The sequence below is a fragment of the Bacillus suaedaesalsae genome, assembly GCF_016890225.1.
In the GTDB taxonomy this organism is placed as follows: domain Bacteria; phylum Bacillota; class Bacilli; order Bacillales; family SA4; genus Bacillus_BS; species Bacillus_BS suaedaesalsae.
The window spans coordinates 61527-80508 of record NZ_JAFELM010000036.1 but is presented as its reverse complement, the minus strand read 5'-3'; the positions used below and the strand labels follow the sequence as shown (position 1 = coordinate 80508).

General features: G+C 36.9%; 18 protein-coding genes. 16 read left to right on the top strand and 2 right to left on the bottom strand.

Translation table 11 applies throughout. The features are described 5' to 3' along the window. Window positions 1-80 precede the first annotated feature (80 nt). From JR050_RS14810 to JR050_RS14785, 6 genes are read left to right on the top strand one after another with little or no spacing between them, the layout of a single operon-like run. Complete coding sequence (locus JR050_RS14810) at window positions 81-1901, top strand: IucA/IucC family protein (protein WP_204204279.1); 1821 nt, start codon at window positions 81-83, stop codon at window positions 1899-1901. Beyond that, a complete protein-coding gene (locus tag JR050_RS14805; protein ID WP_204204278.1) occupies window positions 1876-3603 on the top strand; it encodes an IucA/IucC family protein in 1728 nt (575 codons plus the stop codon). Before JR050_RS14810 ends, JR050_RS14805 begins: the two co-directional genes overlap by 26 nt. A 13-nt stretch (window positions 3604-3616) precedes the next feature. After that, a complete protein-coding gene (locus JR050_RS14800) occupies window positions 3617-4867 on the top strand; it encodes an AMP-binding protein (protein WP_204204277.1) in 1251 nt (416 codons plus the stop codon). Further along, window positions 4848-5120: a petrobactin biosynthesis protein AsbD gene (asbD, locus tag JR050_RS14795; RefSeq protein ID WP_204204276.1), complete on the top strand. Its 273-nt coding sequence runs from the start codon at window positions 4848-4850 to the stop codon at window positions 5118-5120. The genes JR050_RS14800 and asbD overlap by 20 nt, the downstream gene beginning before the upstream one ends. Beyond that, on the top strand, window positions 5117-6085 hold the full coding sequence (locus tag JR050_RS14790; protein WP_204204275.1) for a DUF6005 family protein: 969 nt from the start codon (window positions 5117-5119) through the stop codon (window positions 6083-6085). The genes asbD and JR050_RS14790 overlap by 4 nt, the downstream gene beginning before the upstream one ends. Window positions 6086-6107: 22 nt before the next feature. Continuing rightward, window positions 6108-6926 carry a sugar phosphate isomerase/epimerase family protein gene (locus tag JR050_RS14785; RefSeq protein WP_204204274.1) on the top strand — a complete coding sequence of 273 codons (819 nt, stop codon included), beginning with the start codon at window positions 6108-6110 and terminating at the stop codon, window positions 6924-6926. A 109-nt stretch (window positions 6927-7035) separates the two neighbouring features. Here JR050_RS14785 and JR050_RS14780 read toward each other — a convergent pair whose 3' ends face one another. Further along, window positions 7036-9147 (bottom strand): metallophosphoesterase family protein, encoded by a 2112-nt coding sequence (locus JR050_RS14780; RefSeq protein WP_204204273.1) that lies wholly within the window; start codon window positions 9145-9147, stop codon window positions 7036-7038. Window positions 9148-9268: 121 nt separating this feature from the next. Then, a complete protein-coding gene (locus JR050_RS14775) occupies window positions 9269-9799 on the bottom strand; it encodes a YceI family protein (RefSeq protein ID WP_204204272.1) in 531 nt (176 codons plus the stop codon). 210 nt (window positions 9800-10009) lie between these two features. Here JR050_RS14775 and JR050_RS14770 point away from each other — a divergent pair, with 210 nt between their 5' ends. The 10 genes from JR050_RS14770 to pfkB all read left to right on the top strand — a co-directional run bounded on the left by JR050_RS14770 (window position 10010) and on the right by pfkB (window position 18970). Then, entirely contained in the window at window positions 10010-10450 is a 441-nt protein-coding gene (locus JR050_RS14770) for a MarR family winged helix-turn-helix transcriptional regulator (RefSeq protein ID WP_204204271.1), read from the top strand. A 234-nt stretch (window positions 10451-10684) separates the two neighbouring features. Beyond that, window positions 10685-11638, top strand: coding sequence for an ABC transporter permease (locus JR050_RS14765; protein ID WP_204204270.1), 954 nt, complete (start codon window positions 10685-10687; stop codon window positions 11636-11638). After that, a complete protein-coding gene (locus tag JR050_RS14760) occupies window positions 11631-12581 on the top strand; it encodes an iron chelate uptake ABC transporter family permease subunit (protein WP_204204269.1) in 951 nt (316 codons plus the stop codon). The genes JR050_RS14765 and JR050_RS14760 overlap by 8 nt, the downstream gene beginning before the upstream one ends. Then, window positions 12575-13333 carry an iron ABC transporter ATP-binding protein gene (locus JR050_RS14755; RefSeq protein ID WP_204204268.1) on the top strand — a complete coding sequence of 253 codons (759 nt, stop codon included), beginning with the start codon at window positions 12575-12577 and terminating at the stop codon, window positions 13331-13333. The genes JR050_RS14760 and JR050_RS14755 overlap by 7 nt, the downstream gene beginning before the upstream one ends. Window positions 13334-13360: 27 nt before the next feature. Beyond that, the gene (locus tag JR050_RS14750) at window positions 13361-14335 is read left to right on the top strand and encodes a siderophore ABC transporter substrate-binding protein (RefSeq protein ID WP_204204267.1); all 975 of its coding nucleotides are present in this window, start codon (window positions 13361-13363) and stop codon (window positions 14333-14335) included. A gap of 200 nt (window positions 14336-14535) precedes the next feature. Then, window positions 14536-15717 carry a M20 family metallopeptidase gene (locus JR050_RS14745; RefSeq protein WP_430392890.1) on the top strand — a complete coding sequence of 394 codons (1182 nt, stop codon included), beginning with the start codon at window positions 14536-14538 and terminating at the stop codon, window positions 15715-15717. Between the two features lie 207 nt (window positions 15718-15924). Further along, window positions 15925-16557, top strand: a complete 633-nt coding sequence (locus tag JR050_RS14740) for a protein kinase family protein (RefSeq protein ID WP_204204266.1) — start codon at window positions 15925-15927, stop codon at window positions 16555-16557. Window positions 16558-16639: 82 nt separating this feature from the next. Then, window positions 16640-16960 carry a DUF2680 domain-containing protein gene (locus tag JR050_RS14735; protein ID WP_204204265.1) on the top strand — a complete coding sequence of 107 codons (321 nt, stop codon included), beginning with the start codon at window positions 16640-16642 and terminating at the stop codon, window positions 16958-16960. Window positions 16961-17306: 346 nt separating this feature from the next. Next, window positions 17307-18059, top strand: coding sequence for a DeoR family transcriptional regulator (locus tag JR050_RS14730; protein ID WP_204204264.1), 753 nt, complete (start codon window positions 17307-17309; stop codon window positions 18057-18059). After that, window positions 18056-18970, top strand: a complete 915-nt coding sequence (gene pfkB / locus JR050_RS14725) for a 1-phosphofructokinase (RefSeq protein ID WP_204204263.1) — start codon at window positions 18056-18058, stop codon at window positions 18968-18970. The genes JR050_RS14730 and pfkB overlap by 4 nt, the downstream gene beginning before the upstream one ends. The last annotated feature ends 12 nt before the right edge of the window (window positions 18971-18982 follow it).

Sequence of the window (18982 nt, the reverse complement as noted above, 5' to 3'; positions counted from 1 at the left end):
AACATCTATATTTTTTTTGTTTTTCACTGAGAATAGTTCTCATCTATTAGGACCATAGACCCAAGGAAGGAAGGTTTATCATGCAACAGTCTCCAAGACAAATTGCTGAATTTGCTTCATTTCAAGCATTTACGAACGGATATTTGAGAGAAGTTGATAAGGGTAGGTGGTTGAAAAGAGAAGATTGGATTCTAGGCAATATAGTGCCTGAACATATAACAGGGAAAGAAATCGTTGAGATTACATTACCGAACCAAAAGCTACATTATGCAATTGAAGTTAACTATAAGTCTGAAACTGGAAGACATACATTTGGTACAGCTTTTAAGTATTCGAATGAACAAAAAAGTTGGAAACAAGAAAACTACCTGTCTATGATGCTCCTTTTCATTTATGAGCTTCACTTACAGAAAACAAATAAATGTGTGCTTGAGTTTGATTCCAAATACGAGGAGCTGACGCTTCGCTTAATAAACAGCCTTCAACTAATGGAACTATTTATTACGAGAAGGAAAAATGACTCGCATTATATGTATAGCCCACATGCCAGTTTTATAGAAACAGAGCAATCCTTATTATTTGGACATTGGCTGCATCCAACACCCAAGAGCCGTCAAGGCATGAGTGATTGGCAGCATGAGCTCTTCTCACCTGAACTTTGTGGACGCTTTCAATTGTACTATTTTCGTATAGACCGCTCCTTAATTGAAGAGGATTCAGCAGAGCTTTTGGCTCCTAGTATATTGATTCAAGAATTTCTAGAAGATGAAGATCTCACTCTGCATGATGACATCTATATTCCGGTTCATCCACTTCAAGCACAGTGGCTGCTTCATCAACCATCAGTTAAGAAGGCAATGAAAGAAGGACTTATTACGAATATAGGTTTAGCGGGTTGTTACGTAGTACCCACTTCTTCAATTCGAACTGTCTATCATCAGGAAAAAAAGTGGATGTTAAAGTTTTCTATTCCAGTGAAGATCACAAATTCTAAGCGAGTGAACAAAATGAGTGAACTAAAAGCAGGGGTTATCATGAGTAAATTAATACGTACCATTGACTTTGTGGAAAGTTATCCTTCTTTCCAAGTCATTGATGATCCAGCATATTTGACGGTTCGTTTCCCAAAGCAAAAAGAATCAGGATTTGAACTAATTTTGCGAAAAAATGTGTTTCAGGACGATGCAAATGGAATATCAATAGCGGCCTTAGTGCAGGAACCATTACCAGGACAAAGTTCACCACTTAAGAACCTGATTCAAGACATATCTCACTCAGAAGGTACCTCACTAAAGGAGGTAAGTTTGAAATGGTTTAGCACATATTTTGATTGTGTAATCATTCCGCTACTCCAGCTTTATGATCAGTATGGTATTGCTTTAGAAGCACATCAGCAAAATAGTATTTTGTCGATTTCAAAAGATGGATATCCATCGATTTTTTATTACCGAGATAATCAAGGCTATTATTTATCAACTCGTTATAAGAAACAGTTAACATCATATGAACCAAGTTTGAAGGAAACACTAGAGTTATTTTATGATGAGACGATTATTAACGAACGATTTACTTATTATATGATTGTAAATCATCTATTCTCTATTATTCATAGATTTGGAGTGGATGAATTAATAGAGGAAACAGACTTAGTAGAGTGTGTATGTGATAAGTTGGCTGTCTTACAAAAGGATTTATCTGGAGTGGGCAAACAATTAATTCAAGCTCTGTTAACGAATGAAGAGCTGGCATATAAAGCCAATCTACTCACAAGCTTGCATAATGTAGATGAGTTGACAGCAAATCTAGAACAGGCTGTATACACAACCATTCCTAATCCTCTTCAAAATCATAGCAGTCAGAGAAGGGAGCATGCCTATGCAGCAAGCTCAGGAAATTCATAGTGCAGCAGAGGCTAGAGTGATTCGTCAATTAGTAGAGGCAATACTCTTTGAATGCTTACTGGTTGTGGAAGAAGAATGTAAGGTTGATGGGAGTATGCAGTTTAACATATATGGGAAAAGCAGAGTATTTTCCGTTGAAGGTAGGAAAAGAGCCTTTGATCGCTATAGTATAAATATTAAGTCGTTAAAGGAAGTAGCGAACAACCTAGACAAAGATAAAGAGAAGACAATGCTACAAAAAATTGTTCATGAACTTCCAGGTGATGAGTATATGAAGAGCCAGTTACTGAAAGAGTTGGAGCAGACAATAGTATTAAGTGAGTACTATAAAAAAATTAAAAATAGAAGATTGCTATCCTACGAAGAGTTAGAATCAGCTGTCATAGAAGGCCATCCTTATCATCCATGCTTTAAAGCACGAACTAATTTCTCACTGCAGGACCATCAGATGTACGGTCCAGAATATGGGCATTCATTTCAACTGCAGTGGATTGCAGTAGAAAAGGAAAAGGCACAGCTTTTGGCAGCTAATGAGGAATCCTTTTGGAGAGATGAGTTAGGAGAAAGTGTTTTACAACAGTTACAACGGATGCTACGTGATAAAGGGGGAAGCGTGAAGAACTATATCTTTTTCCCTGTCCATCCTTGGCAGTGGAAGAAGCTACTGAGTGATCAAAATATGATTCAATTACTAAAGAAGAAGGAAATCATACCGCTCGGTCAAGTTGGAGACCGATATCGGGCCACTCAATCAGTTCGTACTCTTTGGAATGAAACCAATAATAGAAAAGCATTTGTCAAACTGCCGATAAACATGGTTAACACATCTTCCCAACGAACCATACCTGTTCACTCCATCTACTCAGCAAGAGCTATTTCAACATGGCTTCGAACGATTATTAAAAGTGATGAATATTTAAGCGTAGAAGCAAGACTCAGCATACTGGAGGAGTATGGAGGTGTGGTGTTAAAAGATTCTCCCGAAATTCAATCATATTTATTAGATCAGCTTAACGTCATATGGAGACAAAGTGTGAGCTCATGTTTGGAAGAGGGTGAGAAGGCAATACCGTTCACTGCTATTTCGCTAATGGAAGAAGACAGTCGCCCCTTTATAAATGATTGGATAAATGACTATGGAGTGGAAGCTTGGATCATGCAGCTTATTAATGTGGCAATTGTTCCTACTTGGCACCTACTAGCCTGCCACGGTATAGCTGTAGAAGCACATGCGCAAAACATGATTCTTGTTCACCGTGAGGGCTGGCCAGTGCGAATAATTCTGCGAGATTTTCATGAAAGCATAGAATACAACGAGGAATTTTTACTTCACCCACATAATAAGCCGAATTTTAGAGACCTTCATCCTTTTTACAAGGAGGCAAAGGATGATGAAGCATATTGGATGTCTTCTATTGAAGCTTTAAGAGAACTTTTAATGGATACATTATTTGTTTTTAATCTCTCGGAATTCATGATGCTCATAGAACATTACTACGGCGTTTCGGAAAGTAACCAATTGAGCATGGTGGACTCGGCAATAGAATCCCATCTTGCACGATTTCCAGAGATGAGGAGAAGGCATGCTGCGATTGGATATAAAAAAGGAAACATTTATGCAGAATCGTTACTAGCAAAGAAATTACATAGAGAAAAAGGAGAATTTCGCCATGTAATTTCGAATCCATTTGCCACACTGTAAGGAGGAAAAAGGCTTGTTGTATATAAATGATGATTATTTTACTAGTGAAGATGTTGAAGCATTATTTTGCACCTTTGATCAATTAGATGCTCTTAAAAAATGTTCTAACCAAAGAATTGGGGTTTGTCTAACTCATCCCTTCCATTTTATTTCACTCAGCTTATATATAAAGGAAAAAGGAGGATCACTCGCACCGATTCATCCATCCACACCGAAAGAGGCAGCCCTTCGACAGGCAGAAAAAGCAAGCTGTCATCTCTTATTGTATGGTTCCTTGGAAGAAGTAATATATTTACCAAATGATCTAGAGGAACAATCGGGTGTATTAGTACAAATGAGTTCTGGAACAACTGGGGAGCCAAAGTGCATAGAACGTTCATGGCAGTCCATTGAAGAGGAGCTTGATAGCTATGTTAGACAGCTTCCCTTTGGTGTGGATGTTACACCACTTATCACATGTCCAATTACGCATTCCTTTGGATTAATAAGTGGGGTGTTAGCTGCACTCAAACGAAATGTAGAACCAGTGATCATTACGAATCTTTATCCTCATTACACGATTAACAAATGTAAGGAATATCCTAAGCATGTCTTATATGGTAGCCCAACTTTCATACATACACTTGTTCAGTTGCTTCCTTCAAAGCAAAGAATTCATGCTGTGATGACTTCAGGAATGTTCTTTCCAGATTCTTGGTTCTCATTACTCCATAGGGCTAGTACCCATGTTTATCAACAATATGGATGTTCAGAGGTCGGGTGTATCTCCATTCATCCGGATGTAAGTCATCCCTCTGAAATGGGTTTACCTTTGTCACATCTTATAGTAGAGACGGGGAAACAGGAGCAGCCAAAGGAGATAGTAGTTCAACTAGGGCGTACAGTTGTCTATACAAAAGATATCGGATATGTCAATGAGGACGGACTTCTCTGTTTATTAGGTAGGATGGACGATATGATCAATGTTGCCGGCTTGAATGTATATCCACAGGAAGTTGAAGATGTCTTATTACAAGAACCAAGAGTAGAGGAAGCGGTTGTGTATAAAAAAGCAGATTCTTTTGCTGGCGAACGAGTTTGCGTGACATTTACTGCTTGTGAAAGGATTGATCCTATCCAACTGAGAGAGTGGTGCAAAATGCGTCTAGCACCACATCAAATCCCTATCCAGTTTCATCAAGTAGATTATATACCCACTCTACCGAACGGGAAAATCAGTAGGAAACTAGTAAAGGAGATGGAGTATGAATCGACAAGAAATTAACGATGTTATTTATGAAATCTTACAAACTGAGCTGAATATAGAAACCCTTTCTCTCTATTCAGAACAAGCTCGACTTAATCAGGACCTTTATTTAGATTCTGTTATGATACTTCAACTTATACTTCTTTTAGAGTTGAAGCTTGGAGTAACGATTCCTGATCATACATTAAATCCAAAAGATTTTGAGACTGTAGCGAGCTTAATAGATTTTATAAAAGATAGAAGGAGTTTGGTTGATGGAGGAGTGGCATGATCAAAGTACATTGTTTCGTAAGCTGCGTGTGTGAGGTCATAAAAAAGGCAACAGATGTAGATCACAGGCCCTACTACTTTGGTGTGTGGGATGCAGACTTTGATATCACAGAGAAAATGGAGCTTACATATCATTCCGAAAACATTAGTCACGATTATTTTTGTAAATGGTATGAACTGTTGTATGGGATACGTGTTAAGAAATGGTATGACGAAAGTATATCAAAGCAGCAAAATATAGAAAAGCTTGTTGAGATGATGGAAGAGAAGGAATCCTATCGTCATGTAATGGTCATGCTCGATCTCTCAAAGTTACCTGAGCGAGAAAATAAGTTTCACCAAAGTCCATTTCCTCATTATGTCATGCTAGAGACTACTGATGATCCCGAAGAGTGGTTTATGTTTGATCCTGATTTTAGATGGGAGGGAGCCTTGCCAAAGGAGAGAATCTTAGCAGCTATTAGGGAGCCTTCTGTTAAAGGAGGCTACTATTTTGATGCAAAAGAAATTAATCAACCTACGAACGAGACGATTGAAGCGTATTTTAATACATGCTTAAAGAGAAGCTATAATCCTATGACAGAAGCAGTCAGCTCTATTATTGAGGCTTATACAGTTGGAGATAGAAAGCATCACTTGTCAGAGTTAGGTAATGCTCTTAAGCAGCTACCAGTGCTGGCAATCCGTAAATATGCCTATGAGCATGCCTTTGCCTACTTTGCAAACAAAATTAGTATGGAAGAAATGGAATTTGAATTATGGTGTGACGAGATTGAACTACTCGTTAAAGGATACACAACGGTTCAATACCGGGCTATGAAACTCGCCATGACTAGTGACTATAATCAGATACCACTTATCCAAAACAAGTTAGATGAACAGAATGCACGAGAGTTTAAGATAAAACAAGGTTTAGTAGATTGCTATAACAAGTGGCTACTATGCGAACAAGTACGTGCACAATAGATAGAATGGAGGAAGTGATGACATGAAGCTTTCATTTTGTACAATTTCGTTCCGCCATCATCTGTTTTCCATTCATGAATTAGTTGAATGGGCAAGTAAGTGCGGTTTTCAAGGAGTTGAAATGTGGGGAATCCATGCCAAGCACTTAGTAGAAGAAGGATGGAACAATCACAACCTGTTTAACGATAATGGTTTGCCAGTGAGCATGATTAGTGGATATGTTCCCTTCACAGACTCATTTGATGTGATGAAGGAACATATAGCAGATTTATCATTGCTGGGCAAAACATTTAATTCGTCTAAGTTAAGGGTTTTTGCCGGACAAATTGGAAGTGAAAAAGTAACACCAGAGATGTATAAAGAAGTTACCCAGCAACTGAAGTTTGCTGCACAATATGTTCACCAATATGGTCAACAGCTTGTAATTGAGACACATCCGTCAACACTTGCAGACTCAGTTCCTGCTACTCTTCGGCTTATAGAAGAAGTCGATCATCCTGCACTACGGATTAATTTTGATGCCCTACACGTCTGGGAATCTGGTTGTGATGTAGTGGAGGCTTTTTTAAAGCTAAAGCCGTTTATCTCACATGTTCATTTAAAGAATATTAGTTCTAGAAATCAGCTCTCTGTCTTTGAACCTAATAACGTGTATGCTGCGTATGGATCAAGAGTAGGGATGACGCATCTATTCGAAGGGGCTGTTGATTACAGCACTCTTTTACCGTTAATAAGGGACCTTGATGCCTCACTTGAGTGGTTTGGTCCAAAACCAAAAGAGGTTTTGTCTATAGACAGTCAGCTTGTTTATAAAGAGTTATCTGTTCTAGAAGTAGTGTAAGAGGTTATAGTAAAAAGAAAATGTTATACAACTTACTGAGAACAAAGGCTTAGAAGCGTATATCTCTAAGCCTTTGTGAACCATTGACACTAATCTTACTAGGTTGACTTTATACCCCATCCTTTAGTGTAACAACATCAAAAGCGGTCTCATGTTTCTCAAAGTCTCTATACGATAATAAAGAATTTTGTGCTGAGTGTTCAGTGAGACTGAGTAGTCCGATATTGTTATTCGTTTCAATAATAGAGTCGGTACTCGTGGATAAATATTTAATCGTTTCCTTCCAATGAAAAAGGAGGGGAGTTTTCGTGTTTTTATTTTGGAGCATCATTTGGTAGTCATTCATACAAAAACGTTGAAGGTTTTTCTTTTTCCTCTTTAATGTGTTGAACCATATTGCACTTTTCATTAGAAATCCCCAAATACCTGCGAAGCTCATGTTTTTGATGGGACTGCTTGTGAATTGAAGTATCGTTGCTTCTTCGCCCGATTGTGATTGTACGGTCGTTCTTAATGAAGAGGCGTAATGGACATCTCCTGAAAGGATAATACATGTACTTGGTTTCCATGTGAAAATGTGACGTAAAAATTCACTAAAACCTTTCCCGTTGTATTTCCAGGCTTCATAATCTAAAGCATGGTCAACTGGTATCCCGAGAGCACGCATAGGGTACACATATGAATTCAATACTGATTCAATTAACCCAATTCCATACAAAGGAGTAGGAGAAGCAATGGCAAGTGGTTGATTTCCTCTCCAGCCGCTTTTTACTAAGCTCTTCGTTAAGTCATGCCATCCATGATCACTAATGAGAATAGGGCCACGTAAATTTTCCTCCATCATATTTCCAATTTTTATAGGCTTTGGAATGAAGTCAAAATCCCTTCTCGTTCTCGTATCGAGAAATAATGTTTTAGGAACGGTTGGTGCAACAAAATGCCACGATTGAAAGTTTGTTAAAAGCTCCTTCCATTGATGATAAGTAGAGGAGTTAACCGTAAATTTTTTAAAATATCTCGTCATCGTTCGAAGAAAGCTGGCATCAAAATCTTCAGGTGAGTTTCCGAACCCTTGAAATGCCCAATAGGCAGCAAGACCATTTGTAACGACATGACTGCCTAGAGGTGATTCAGATACATGTGTTTCCCAATCTGCAGATAGATTCCAATCATCTGTAATGTCATGGTCATCAAATATCATATATGTTGGCGTATTGGCTAGTAATCTTCTAACATTCGTAAAATTTGTAATGGTAGATTGAATGTCTTCCCAGTGCTCATTGTAGCGTGCCTCGAGCTTTTGATGTTCCTTAAGCCTCTCTGAAGCATAGGGTTCTGTGTTTGGGAACATATAATAAACGTTGTTATTAGCCACTTCCTCTTCGAAAGTAGGGTACATGTTGTTTGCCTGTAGATATTCCCATAGTGCTGGACTAAACGACAACAAGTACATCGCTGCAAATTCACCAAACTTCATTAGATGATTTTGTGCACTACTTGACGTAAAGGAACAAAAATTTTTCATAATAAATTGTCGTCCGTTAATTTGATTGATACTGGTGGAAAAGGGTTCATCCTTTAATCGCTGGTCGAGATTACTGAGAACTTCACGTTTTCCAATTAACTTCTTGCTTAATTTTGTAATGATTGAAAATAACGGATCTGCTACATCATCTGCATAAATTTGATCTCCTAATAAAAATAAAGAGTGAGGCCGTTTTTCTAAATCAAGGTATGTTTCCAGGAGAAGGAGATCACCACTAACTAGCGTGTCATTACCTTTTCCATGGAACTTCCGGCATGAACCATATAATAGAGTTGAGTTTTCACTGCTATTAATAAAAAAAGAAGGATAGAGAAGCTCACCGTAAACGATTGAATCTGGAGAGTTCGGTGTAAGAAGACCATAATCACTTAAATCAAAAACTTTCGTACCGTTACTAAACAGAAGGTTATAACCTAGTAAAACATCGGAAGGAAAGCTTTTGGTAACAGGTGATATTTTTACTAGATTCATATATAGGTTTTTTCCTAAATGAATCGTTTTCACTTCACTGTGATTACTTAGTAATTGATAGGAATAAGTTGAATCTTCTTTTTGATGAATTTGATATAATTCACCCTTCATTTGTAGGCGAAAGCTTGTTGCTAACCAAATGTGAATACCGGTAGAATCTACCTTTCGCAAAATTGGGCCAGATAGAATAGTAGGAAGCTTCATGATGAAAAAACACCACCAAATCCAAGTAGAATACTTCATTGTATTCAGTGGCACTGGCAAGCGTGAGGGGAATAAAAAATGGCTAGCACCTTTAGAAGGTACTAGCCATTTGCATGATAAATTATGCCTTTGCAGCTTGGATTTGTAGAGATACTTTAATTTGGTCTCCAACAAGAACTCCACCAGTTTCTAATGCAGCGTTCCAAGTTAAACCATAGTCACTACGGTTTAATTTACCTTCTGCACTGAAACCTACTTTTTCGTTACCCCATGGATCCTTACCAGTACCTTCATACGTTACAGTAAATGTTTCTTGGCGAGTTACACCGTGAAGTGAAAGGTCTCCTGTTACTTTGTATTCATCCTCATCAACTTTTTCAATGTTTGTTGAAGAGAAAGTCATTGTAGGATACTTCTCAACTTCAAAGAAGTCAGCTGAACGTAGGTGGTTGTCACGATCTTCACTACGTGTGTCAACACTTGCTAATTCAACATTAAATTGAATAGAACCTGTTGTTAAATCTTGTGGATCTGCAGAGATAGAAGCAGAGAATTCGTTAAAAGAACCCTTTACTTGTGCAATCATCATATGTCTTACTGAAAAATCTACACTGCTGTGACTTGCGTCTAATGCCCAATTTGAAACTGTCATAGTTTATTACCTGCCTTTTTATTATTTTTAATTTGTATATCTTTAATTCAAGATATATGATTATGAGATAAATTATATGACAGTATTTTGAATTCGTCAATGATTTATTTTTAATTAAAGATAATTTTATGGGGAGTTTTTCGACTCATATATCTATATGTGAAAGGAGAATGTATAATATAAATAATTTATTAATGGGGTTGGTATGAAATGGATTATAAGAAATATAAATTAGATGAATCATTAGGATATAAGTTGTTTCATGCAAGTAGATTAATCACAAACCGTTTAAATCAAAATTTCAGGAAGGATGGACTTCCTGTCACACATGAGCAGTGGCAAGTCTTGTTTCGATTATATGAAGAGGATGGACTTACACAGCAAAAATTATCGATTATTAATGAGAAGGACCAGCCTAGTACATCACGATTAATTGACAATATGATAAAGCGGGATCTTGTTAAGAGAGTATCACACCCGACAGATGGTAGAACGAATATTATCTATTTAACCGATGCATCCAAAGACATGATGAATTCACTTTTATTCAATGCCAGCAAAACAGTTAGTGAAGCAAGTATAGGTATTACAAACCAAGATATGGCAACGTGTTTACGTGTATTAGACAAAATTAGAAAAAACCTAAGCTAATACTTATTTATAAAAATACTTGTTGTAACAAGTATTTTTATAAATAAGTATTGACGGATTAATTAAGAATGATTATCATTTGTATTGGGGTTGTGCAAACCTTATTATTTTTTGTTTATCATTGATAATGATTCTCTTTATCTATTTTTTTTGCAGTTGATTGATAATGATTCTCTTTCGCAAAAAAATGAAAGGGATTTCGAGAAACGTACATACGAATGGAAGGATAGAGTTATGAAAAAGAGATATCTATTTATATTACTAATAATATTATCACTCACTTCCTTATTTATCGGAGTCAAAAGCATCTCGCCATTGGACCTTTTTCATTTGAGTGAAGATCAGTTTCAAATCTTAGTTGTGAGTCGCTTTCCACGGTTAGTCAGTATTCTTATTGCCGGCGTGAGTATGAGTATCTGTGGATTGATCATGCAACAGCTAACTCGAAACAAATTTGTTTCGCCTACAACTGCTGGAACGATGGACTCTGCAAGATTGGGAATCTTAGTATCATTAATGCTTTTCACAGCTGCTAGCCCTATTGTGAAAATGCTTGTTGCCTTTGCCTTTGCTTTATTAGGTACGTTTATCTTTATGAAGATACTAGATAAAGTGAAATACAAAGATACGATTTTCATACCACTAGTAGGGTTAATGTTCGGTAACATCATTAGCTCGATTACAACCTTCTTTGCTTATAAAAATGACTTGATCCAGAACATGTCATCATGGTTACAAGGTAATTTTTCCATGAGCATTCAGGGACGATACGAGCTACTTTATATTTCGATTCCGTTAGTCATTATTGCTTATCTGTATGCAAATAAGTTTACGATTGCTGGAATGGGAGAAGAATTTGCTATTAATCTAGGACTCAATTACAAATTTGTAGTCAATTTCGGGCTCATCATCGTTGCATTGATCACATCACTAGTAATCTTAACTGTAGGAATGATTCCGTTTTTAGGACTCATCATTCCTAACATCGTCACCATGTATCAGGGAGATAATTTGAAAAACAGCTTATCACATACAGCCTTAATTGGAGCGATATTCGTACTACTATGTGACATTCTGGGCAGAGTCATTATTTATCCATATGAAATACCAATTGGTGTCACGGTTGGTGTCATTGGAAGTGGGATATTCCTGTATCTCATCTTGAAGGGAAAAAAAGCTTATGCATAAAACAGCGAAACTCATTATATTAGCCATTTTATCCATTATATTAATCGCAATTTTTCTCTTTATTGATATAGGTCCAAATATTGACTATGTACTTCCAAGACGAACCGAAAAGATATTAGCAATCGTATTAACTGGAGCAGTCATTGCCTTTTCTACAATGATATTCCAAACGATAACCAATAACAGAATCTTAACTCCGAGTATTATCGGTTTAGATTCATTGTACATGTTGATTCAGACGTTCTTAATTTTTCTATTTGGATCCATGAATTTGACTGTTATGAACCCAAGCCTTAATTTTTTTCTTTCTGTATTATTAATGGTGTTTTTTGCAGGTCTGTTGTATAAGTTCCTGTTTAAGAGAGAAGGACAAAATATTTACTTTCTATTATTAGTAGGTATTATATTTGGAACCTTTTTCGGCAGTATTACAACATTCATGCAAGTATTAATAGACCCAAATGAATTCTTAGTTGTGCAAGACAGAATGTTTGCTAGTTTTAACAACATTAACACAGACCTTCTATTGATTTCGTTTATCACGGTTGCAGCTGTAATGGTATATGTAATGAGATTTACGAAATTCCTAGATGTGTTATCACTAGGAAAAGAGCAGGCAATTAATCTGGGAGTCGAATATGACTATGTAGTTAAACGATTATTAATCGTTGTAGCTATCTTAATTTCAGTATCTACTGCGCTAGTAGGTCCCATTACGTTCCTAGGCTTGCTTGTTGCCAATGTCGCACATGAGTTTTTAAAAACACATCAGCATAAGCATTTACTTACAGGTTCCATACTTATCAGTATCATTGCCTTAGTTGGTGGTCAACTGATTGTTGAAAGAGTATTTACATTCTCAACAACTCTTAGTGTCATCATTAACTTTATTGGTGGAGTGTACTTTATCTATCTACTATTAAAGGAGAATAAATCATGGTAGAAGTCAAGAATGTCTCAAAACAATATGGAAATAAACGTGTTGTCGAAAATGTATCAATTCAGATTGAAAAAGGAAAGATTACTTCCTTTATCGGTCCGAACGGTGCAGGGAAAAGTACACTTTTATCAATGATTAGTCGACTTCTTTCAAAGGATACGGGAGAGATCCTAATTGATGGTAAAGAGGTAGGCGAATACAAAAGTAATGATTTAGCTAAGAAAATCTCAATTTTGAAACAAACGAACCATATTAACATTCGTTTAACGATTCGGGATTTAGTAAGCTTTGGACGTTTTCCTTATTCACAGGGTCGTTTAAAGAAGGAAGACATGGAGCAAATTGATGCAGCCATTCAGTATATGGAGCTCGAAGATATGCAGCATAAGTTTCTCGATCAATTAAGTGGAGGTCAGCGTCAAAGAGCATACATTGCGATGGTCATCGCTCAAAATACGGAATACATCCTTTTAGATGAACCATTAAATAACCTTGATATGAAGCACTCTGTTCAAATTATGAAGGTACTTCGTAGAATGGTAGATGAGTTAGGTAAGACGATTGTAATCGTTCTGCATGACATTAACTTTGCTTCTAGCTATTCCGACTACATTGTAGCCTTAAAGGATGGCAAAGTAGTTCAAGAAGGTGTGACAGATAAAATCATAGATTCGATTGTTTTAAAGGATGTTTATGATATGGATATTGATATTCAAGAGATTAATAAGAAGAAGATTGCAGTTTATTTTTCATAAAATATAAAAACAAAGGTGGAGAAAAAAATGAAAAAAATGATGCTTTTTGTTTTACTATTAACGTTTACAATGATCATGGCTGCTTGCGGAAGCAGTACAACAAAGAACACAACTGAAACAGCTTCAGCTACAGCTTCTGGAGATGAGACAAAGACAGAAGAAGTAAAAGAAATTACAGTTACACATCAATTAGGAGAAACAACTGTAAAGAAAAACCCAGAAAAAGTAGTTGTATTTGATTTTGGAGTACTAGATACATTAGATAAGCTTGGTGTGGAAGTAACAGGTGTACCTCAAGCAAACATTCCTCAATATCTTTCAAAATTCACAGAAAGCACATATGAGAATGTTGGAAGCTTAAAAGAACCTGATTTTGAAAAGATTAGTGAAATTGCTCCGGATTTAATTATTATTTCTGGAAGACAACAAGCCCTATATGAAGATTTACAAGAAATTGCACCGACAATTTTTATGGGTGTAGATACTTCTAAATACATGGAATCGTTCACTGCTAACTCTAAGCAATTAGGTGAAATTTTTGGTAAGGAAAAGGAAGTAGAAACAGAGCTTGCTAAAGTTGAAAAATCGATTAAAGCTTTAAATGAAAAAGCTACAAACGATGGAAAAACTGGTTTAATCGTATTAGCGAACGAAGGAAACATTAGTGCATATGGCGCTGGTTCAAGATTTGGTATTATTCATGATGTATTCGGTGTGAAGCCTGCTGATGAAAAAATTGAAGTTTCAACTCACGGAATGAACGTATCATTTGAATACATTGCTGAGAAGAATCCTGATTACTTATTCGTTATTGATCGTAGTGCTGCAGTTGGTGGTCAATCATCTGCAAAACAAACAATTGATAATGACTTAGTAAAAGGAACAAACGCATTCAAAGACGATAACATAGTGTACCTTGACCCTAACTACTGGTACCTTTCAGGTGGAGGTTTAATCTCAGTATCTGAAATGGTGAAAGAGATTGAAGCAGGTTTAAAATAATAAACTCAGGAGCCCTGTTCACGATAAACTGTGAACAGGGCTTTTTAACGCTTTAAAGGAGTGGGGGCCAGGCCCCCACTCCTTTAAAGTGTGAAAGTGAGGTATTAATCAAACGTTTGTTTAGTGAAAATAAATAGCTTAAATGGTGTAGTTTGTTTTACTATAAAGGAAAGAAGGTTGAAATGGAGGAGGAGTCGTTCATGGTGAACTTGAAGAGTAGAATACTTGATTCAATTGAGGAACTTAAAGGTGATTTTTATGATATTAGTGTGTATATCGGGAATAACCCGGAGCTGGGGCACGAGGAGTTTAAGGCGTGTAAGGTGTTATCAGATAAACTTCAGAAGCATGGTTTTGATGTAACAATAGGTACTTGTGATTTGCAGACCGCATTTACAGCAGTTTATGATAGCGGAAAACCTGGTCCATCCATTGGATTTATGGCAGAGTATGATGCACTACCTGGTCTTGGTCATGCATGTGGTCATAATTTAATTGGTACGTTAGCTGTTGCGGCGGGTATTGGGCTTAGTTCTGTTCTCCATGAAACGGGAGGTAAGGTGATCGTGTATGGAACCCCTGCTGAGGAAACTCGTGGTGGAAAGGTTACAATGGCAGAGGCTGGAGTATTTAATGAGTTAGATGTTGCGATGATGGTTCATCCACTTGATCATTATCGAAAAAGTGGAAGCTCACTCGCAATGGATGCGATTCAATTTGAATTTTCCGGAAAAGCAGCACATGCAGCAGCTGCCCCGCATGAAGGGATCAACGCCTTAGATGCCGTGATTCAGACGTTCAATAGCATCAATGCATTAAGACAGCATGTAAAATCTGACGTGAGAATTCACGGTATAATTCCGGAAGGTGGAAAAGCTGCAAACATCGTACCTGATTATGCAGTTGCTCAGTTTTATGTGAGAGCATCCAGCCGCACGTATGTAAATGAAGTAGTAGAAAAAGTAAAAGCATGTGCCAGGGCAGCAGCACTAGCAACAGGAGCAAATGTTGAAATATCAAACTATGAATTCTCATACGACGATATGATTACAAACACCAAGCTATCTGAAACATTTACAGAAAATTTTCTCTCACTTGGAGTAAACCCAGAAGAAATTTATTCAAGCGAAGGAGATACAGGTTCACTTGATATGGGAAATGTAAGCCAAGTTGTACCTGCCATTCACCCATATGTCCAAATCACAACTGAAAAACACGCATGCCACACACCAGGATTCCAACAAGCAGCCATGAGCGACATGGGCCGCGAAGGAATGATCCTTGGTGCCAAAACAATGGCACTAACAGCGTACGACGTATTAACAAATCCAGAATTACTTACCAAAATTAAAAAAGAATTTCATTTAGCCCAAAACCAATAACATATAATTCAAACCACGGCCTAAAAACCGTGGTTTTTTGTTTGGAATCAATGAAGATAATTCGACAAAATCCGGGTGGTGCCTGGCACCAATAAGAAATAAGTTGTACAATAGACCATAAGACATTTGTACTCTATTTTATAGGTCAAGTGCCTCTTTTTATATGTAAGACATATACTGTATTGTCACAAACCTGGAGGGAAACACATGAAATCATACGAACAGCTTGCAGCAAGTGTTGTGTTTTCACGAAAAGGTGACACCATGACACTACTCAATATTGACCCTTCCTTACAATATGTTGGGGAAGGAAGAAGTGCTTTTGTTTTTCGAATAAAACATACAAAGAAAGTCATAAAAATTTTCTTTCCTGAATTTGTTGTCATAGCAAAAGAAGAGGCTGAGATATATAGACAGTTAGAGGGTATAGCCTATTTTCCAAGCTTATATGCAGAAGGCAACAATTATATTGTCATAGATTATATCGAAGGAATGACGTTATTCACTTGTTTAACAAAAGGGAAAAAAATCACCTCGTGGCATATAAACGAGATTGACCGAGCCTTGAAACTTGCTAGTGACCGAGGTTTGAATCCTTCAGATATCCATTTGCGAAATATATTCATTACAAAAGATGAAAAAATTATACTCATTGATGTAGCAAGATTTAGACAAAGAAAACAATGCAGCCAATGGGGGGATTTGAAATTGGCTTATACGAAATATTATTCGTTACCATTATTTCCGAAAAGAATCCCAGCGTTTCTCCTGAATAAAATTGCAACGTTATATAAAAAGAATTATTTCTCGTTTCTCACTGGAAGAAGTGCTAGTATTTAGCACTTTTTTTCTATTTTATGCATGTTTTCCTTCAATTTAACAAATCATCTTAAAAGAGGAATGATTAAAGGAGGAATAATTGATGAAAAAGTTCATGACGATTGTTTCGATGATGCTAGTCACTTTATCTATCACATGTTCATCTGCAGCAGCCAATACAGACCAGCAAAAGCAAGCTCCAAAGGTAACGTTAACAGCTGAACAAAAGGAAGAACTTGCTGCGTTACATCGCGAGGTATATGAGAAGAAAAAAGAGGTAGTTTCAAAGTATGTTGAATATGGTGTATTTACAGAGGAAAAAGGAAAGTTCATTCTTGAAAAAATGGAATTACATATGAAGGAACTAGAGGAAAATAATTATATACCTAAGTGGGATCGTCATAAACATCGCCACCACAAATAATGAGGAAGAGCTGTTAGGGGGAACTCTAACAGCTTTTTCATTCAGTTTAAGAAGTATGGAGTGCACCTTATGTTTTTGTGTAGTCTTAATCGAGCTCCAGCACCCAGCCTAAGGTCATATAAAAAGAGGGACACCGGAACATTTGCTTTGCCTGAGGCTAAACGGGGCGCATGCGCTATTTGTTCCCATAAATAGGTTTGTTTAGTTGATCTTGGTTATTCATGAACGTTTTTGTGAACGAAACTGATTCTTTTTGAATGAAAATGATAGAAAATGATTGAAAGTTGAAAGGGATTTCATTATGATGGAATCAAGGTTACTCGTTGATTTATGAGGAGGTGGTCTCGTGCTCACGCCGGAGAGACATCGTATTATCTTGGAATTGTTAGAGTTGAAGCATGTTATCAAGCTTCAGGATTTAGTAGAAGCAACGAATACATCAGAATCTACAATCCGCCGTGATTTAGATCAACTTGAAAAAGATAAAAAATTAAAGCGTGTTCATGGAGGAGCTTCTTTACTTACTCAAAAGGGTGAAGAGCTAAGTATTTCAGAGAAATCTACCAAAAACCTCCATGAGAAAGAAGCGATTGCTCGCTATGCAGCAAGTTTAATTCATGATGGTGATTGTATTTATCTTGATGCAGGCACAACTGTATTTCAAATGATTCCACATATAAAAGCAAAGGAAATAAAAGTAGTAACGAATGGACTCACACACCTTGAAGCACTTTTGGATCAAAATATAACAACCTTCTTAACAGGCGGTTATATCAAGAAAAAAACAAAGGCATTAGTTGGTGCTGGGGCAATGAATGGGTTGAAGGAATTTCGTTTCGATAAATCGTTTATCGGTGTAAATGGAATTCACCTAGAATATGGATTTACAACTCCAGATCCCGAAGAAGCAAGCATTAAAGGGCTTGCCATTCATCTTGGACAAAAAACATACGTATTAGCTGATAATACAAAATTTAATGAAGTAACCTTTGCAAAAGTCGCAAATTTGAATGAAGCTACTATTTTAACAAATGATATAGATGCGGAAATTCTTTCAAAATATAAAAGTAAAACATCAATAGAGGTTGTGACAGCATGATATACACATGTACATTAAACCCTTCGATTGACTATGTAGTTACAGTAGAAGACGTAAAACTTGGGGAATTAAATCGAACGAATGAAACGGCGTTTTATCCAGGTGGTAAAGGAATTAATGTTTCCCGTGTTTTAAAGCGGCTCGGAATTGATAGTGTTGCCCTAGGTTTTGTAGGTGGATTTACAGGTGACTATATAAAAAGTTATTTGCAATCAGAATCCATTTCAACTTCATTTATTCAACACGAAGAACCAACTAGAATTAACATCAAATTGAAAGCGGATGTGGAAACAGAAATAAATGGCAGTGGGCCTATCATTTCTAAAGACCACCAAGAAGCTTTGTACGAACAAGTTTCTTCCCTTACTGAGAAAGATTACTTTGTTCTAGCAGGAAGTTTTCCACCATCTGTATCACTAGAATTCTTTAAATCCCTTGCCACTCTTTGTAATGAGAAGGGGATTCCTTTAGTCGCAGACGTATCTGGGACATTGTTACACGAAGTACTGCAATACAAGCCTTACTTAATTAAGCCTAATCATCATGAATTAGGAGAGCTTGTAGGGGCCAAAATTGAAACAAAGCAAGAGGCTATTCAATATGGCAGGAAGCTATTAGAAAGAGGTCCGCAAAACATCATCATCTCAATGGGCGGACAAGGTGCTGTATTAGTAAGTCATCATATGGTTGTGACTGCACAAGTTCCAAAGGGTGAAGTGAAAAATTCAGTAGGAGCTGGAGACTCAACAGTAGCGGGCTTTTTAGCAGCACTCACTTTAGGTGAAACGTTTGAACATGCTTTCCGTTTCGGTGTAGCTTCTGGCACAGCGACAGCATTTTCAGCTGACTTATGTGAGAAAAAAGATGTGGAGAAGATTCTACTACAAATTGAGATAGAAGTAGTGGAATAAGGGGGAAAGAAA

Coding starts and splice junctions, on each gene's coding strand:
- JR050_RS14810 (WP_204204279.1), top strand. CDS start 81: ATGCAACAGTCTCCAAGACAAATTGCTGAATTTGCTTCATTTCAAGCA.
- JR050_RS14805 (WP_204204278.1), top strand. CDS start 1,876: ATGCAGCAAGCTCAGGAAATTCATAGTGCAGCAGAGGCTAGAGTGATT.
- asbD (WP_204204276.1), top strand. CDS start 4,848: ATGAATCGACAAGAAATTAACGATGTTATTTATGAAATCTTACAAACT.
- JR050_RS14790 (WP_204204275.1), top strand. CDS start 5,117: ATGATCAAAGTACATTGTTTCGTAAGCTGCGTGTGTGAGGTCATAAAA.
- JR050_RS14785 (WP_204204274.1), top strand. CDS start 6,108: ATGAAGCTTTCATTTTGTACAATTTCGTTCCGCCATCATCTGTTTTCC.
- JR050_RS14780 (WP_204204273.1), bottom strand. CDS start 9,147: ATGAAGCTTCCTACTATTCTATCTGGCCCAATTTTGCGAAAGGTAGAT.
- JR050_RS14775 (WP_204204272.1), bottom strand. CDS start 9,799: ATGACAGTTTCAAATTGGGCATTAGACGCAAGTCACAGCAGTGTAGAT.
- JR050_RS14770 (WP_204204271.1), top strand. CDS start 10,010: ATGGATTATAAGAAATATAAATTAGATGAATCATTAGGATATAAGTTG.
- JR050_RS14765 (WP_204204270.1), top strand. CDS start 10,685: ATGAAAAAGAGATATCTATTTATATTACTAATAATATTATCACTCACT.
- JR050_RS14760 (WP_204204269.1), top strand. CDS start 11,631: ATGCATAAAACAGCGAAACTCATTATATTAGCCATTTTATCCATTATA.
- JR050_RS14755 (WP_204204268.1), top strand. CDS start 12,575: ATGGTAGAAGTCAAGAATGTCTCAAAACAATATGGAAATAAACGTGTT.
- JR050_RS14750 (WP_204204267.1), top strand. CDS start 13,361: ATGAAAAAAATGATGCTTTTTGTTTTACTATTAACGTTTACAATGATC.
- JR050_RS14745 (WP_430392890.1), top strand. CDS start 14,536: ATGGTGAACTTGAAGAGTAGAATACTTGATTCAATTGAGGAACTTAAA.
- JR050_RS14740 (WP_204204266.1), top strand. CDS start 15,925: ATGAAATCATACGAACAGCTTGCAGCAAGTGTTGTGTTTTCACGAAAA.
- JR050_RS14735 (WP_204204265.1), top strand. CDS start 16,640: ATGAAAAAGTTCATGACGATTGTTTCGATGATGCTAGTCACTTTATCT.
- pfkB (WP_204204263.1), top strand. CDS start 18,056: ATGATATACACATGTACATTAAACCCTTCGATTGACTATGTAGTTACA.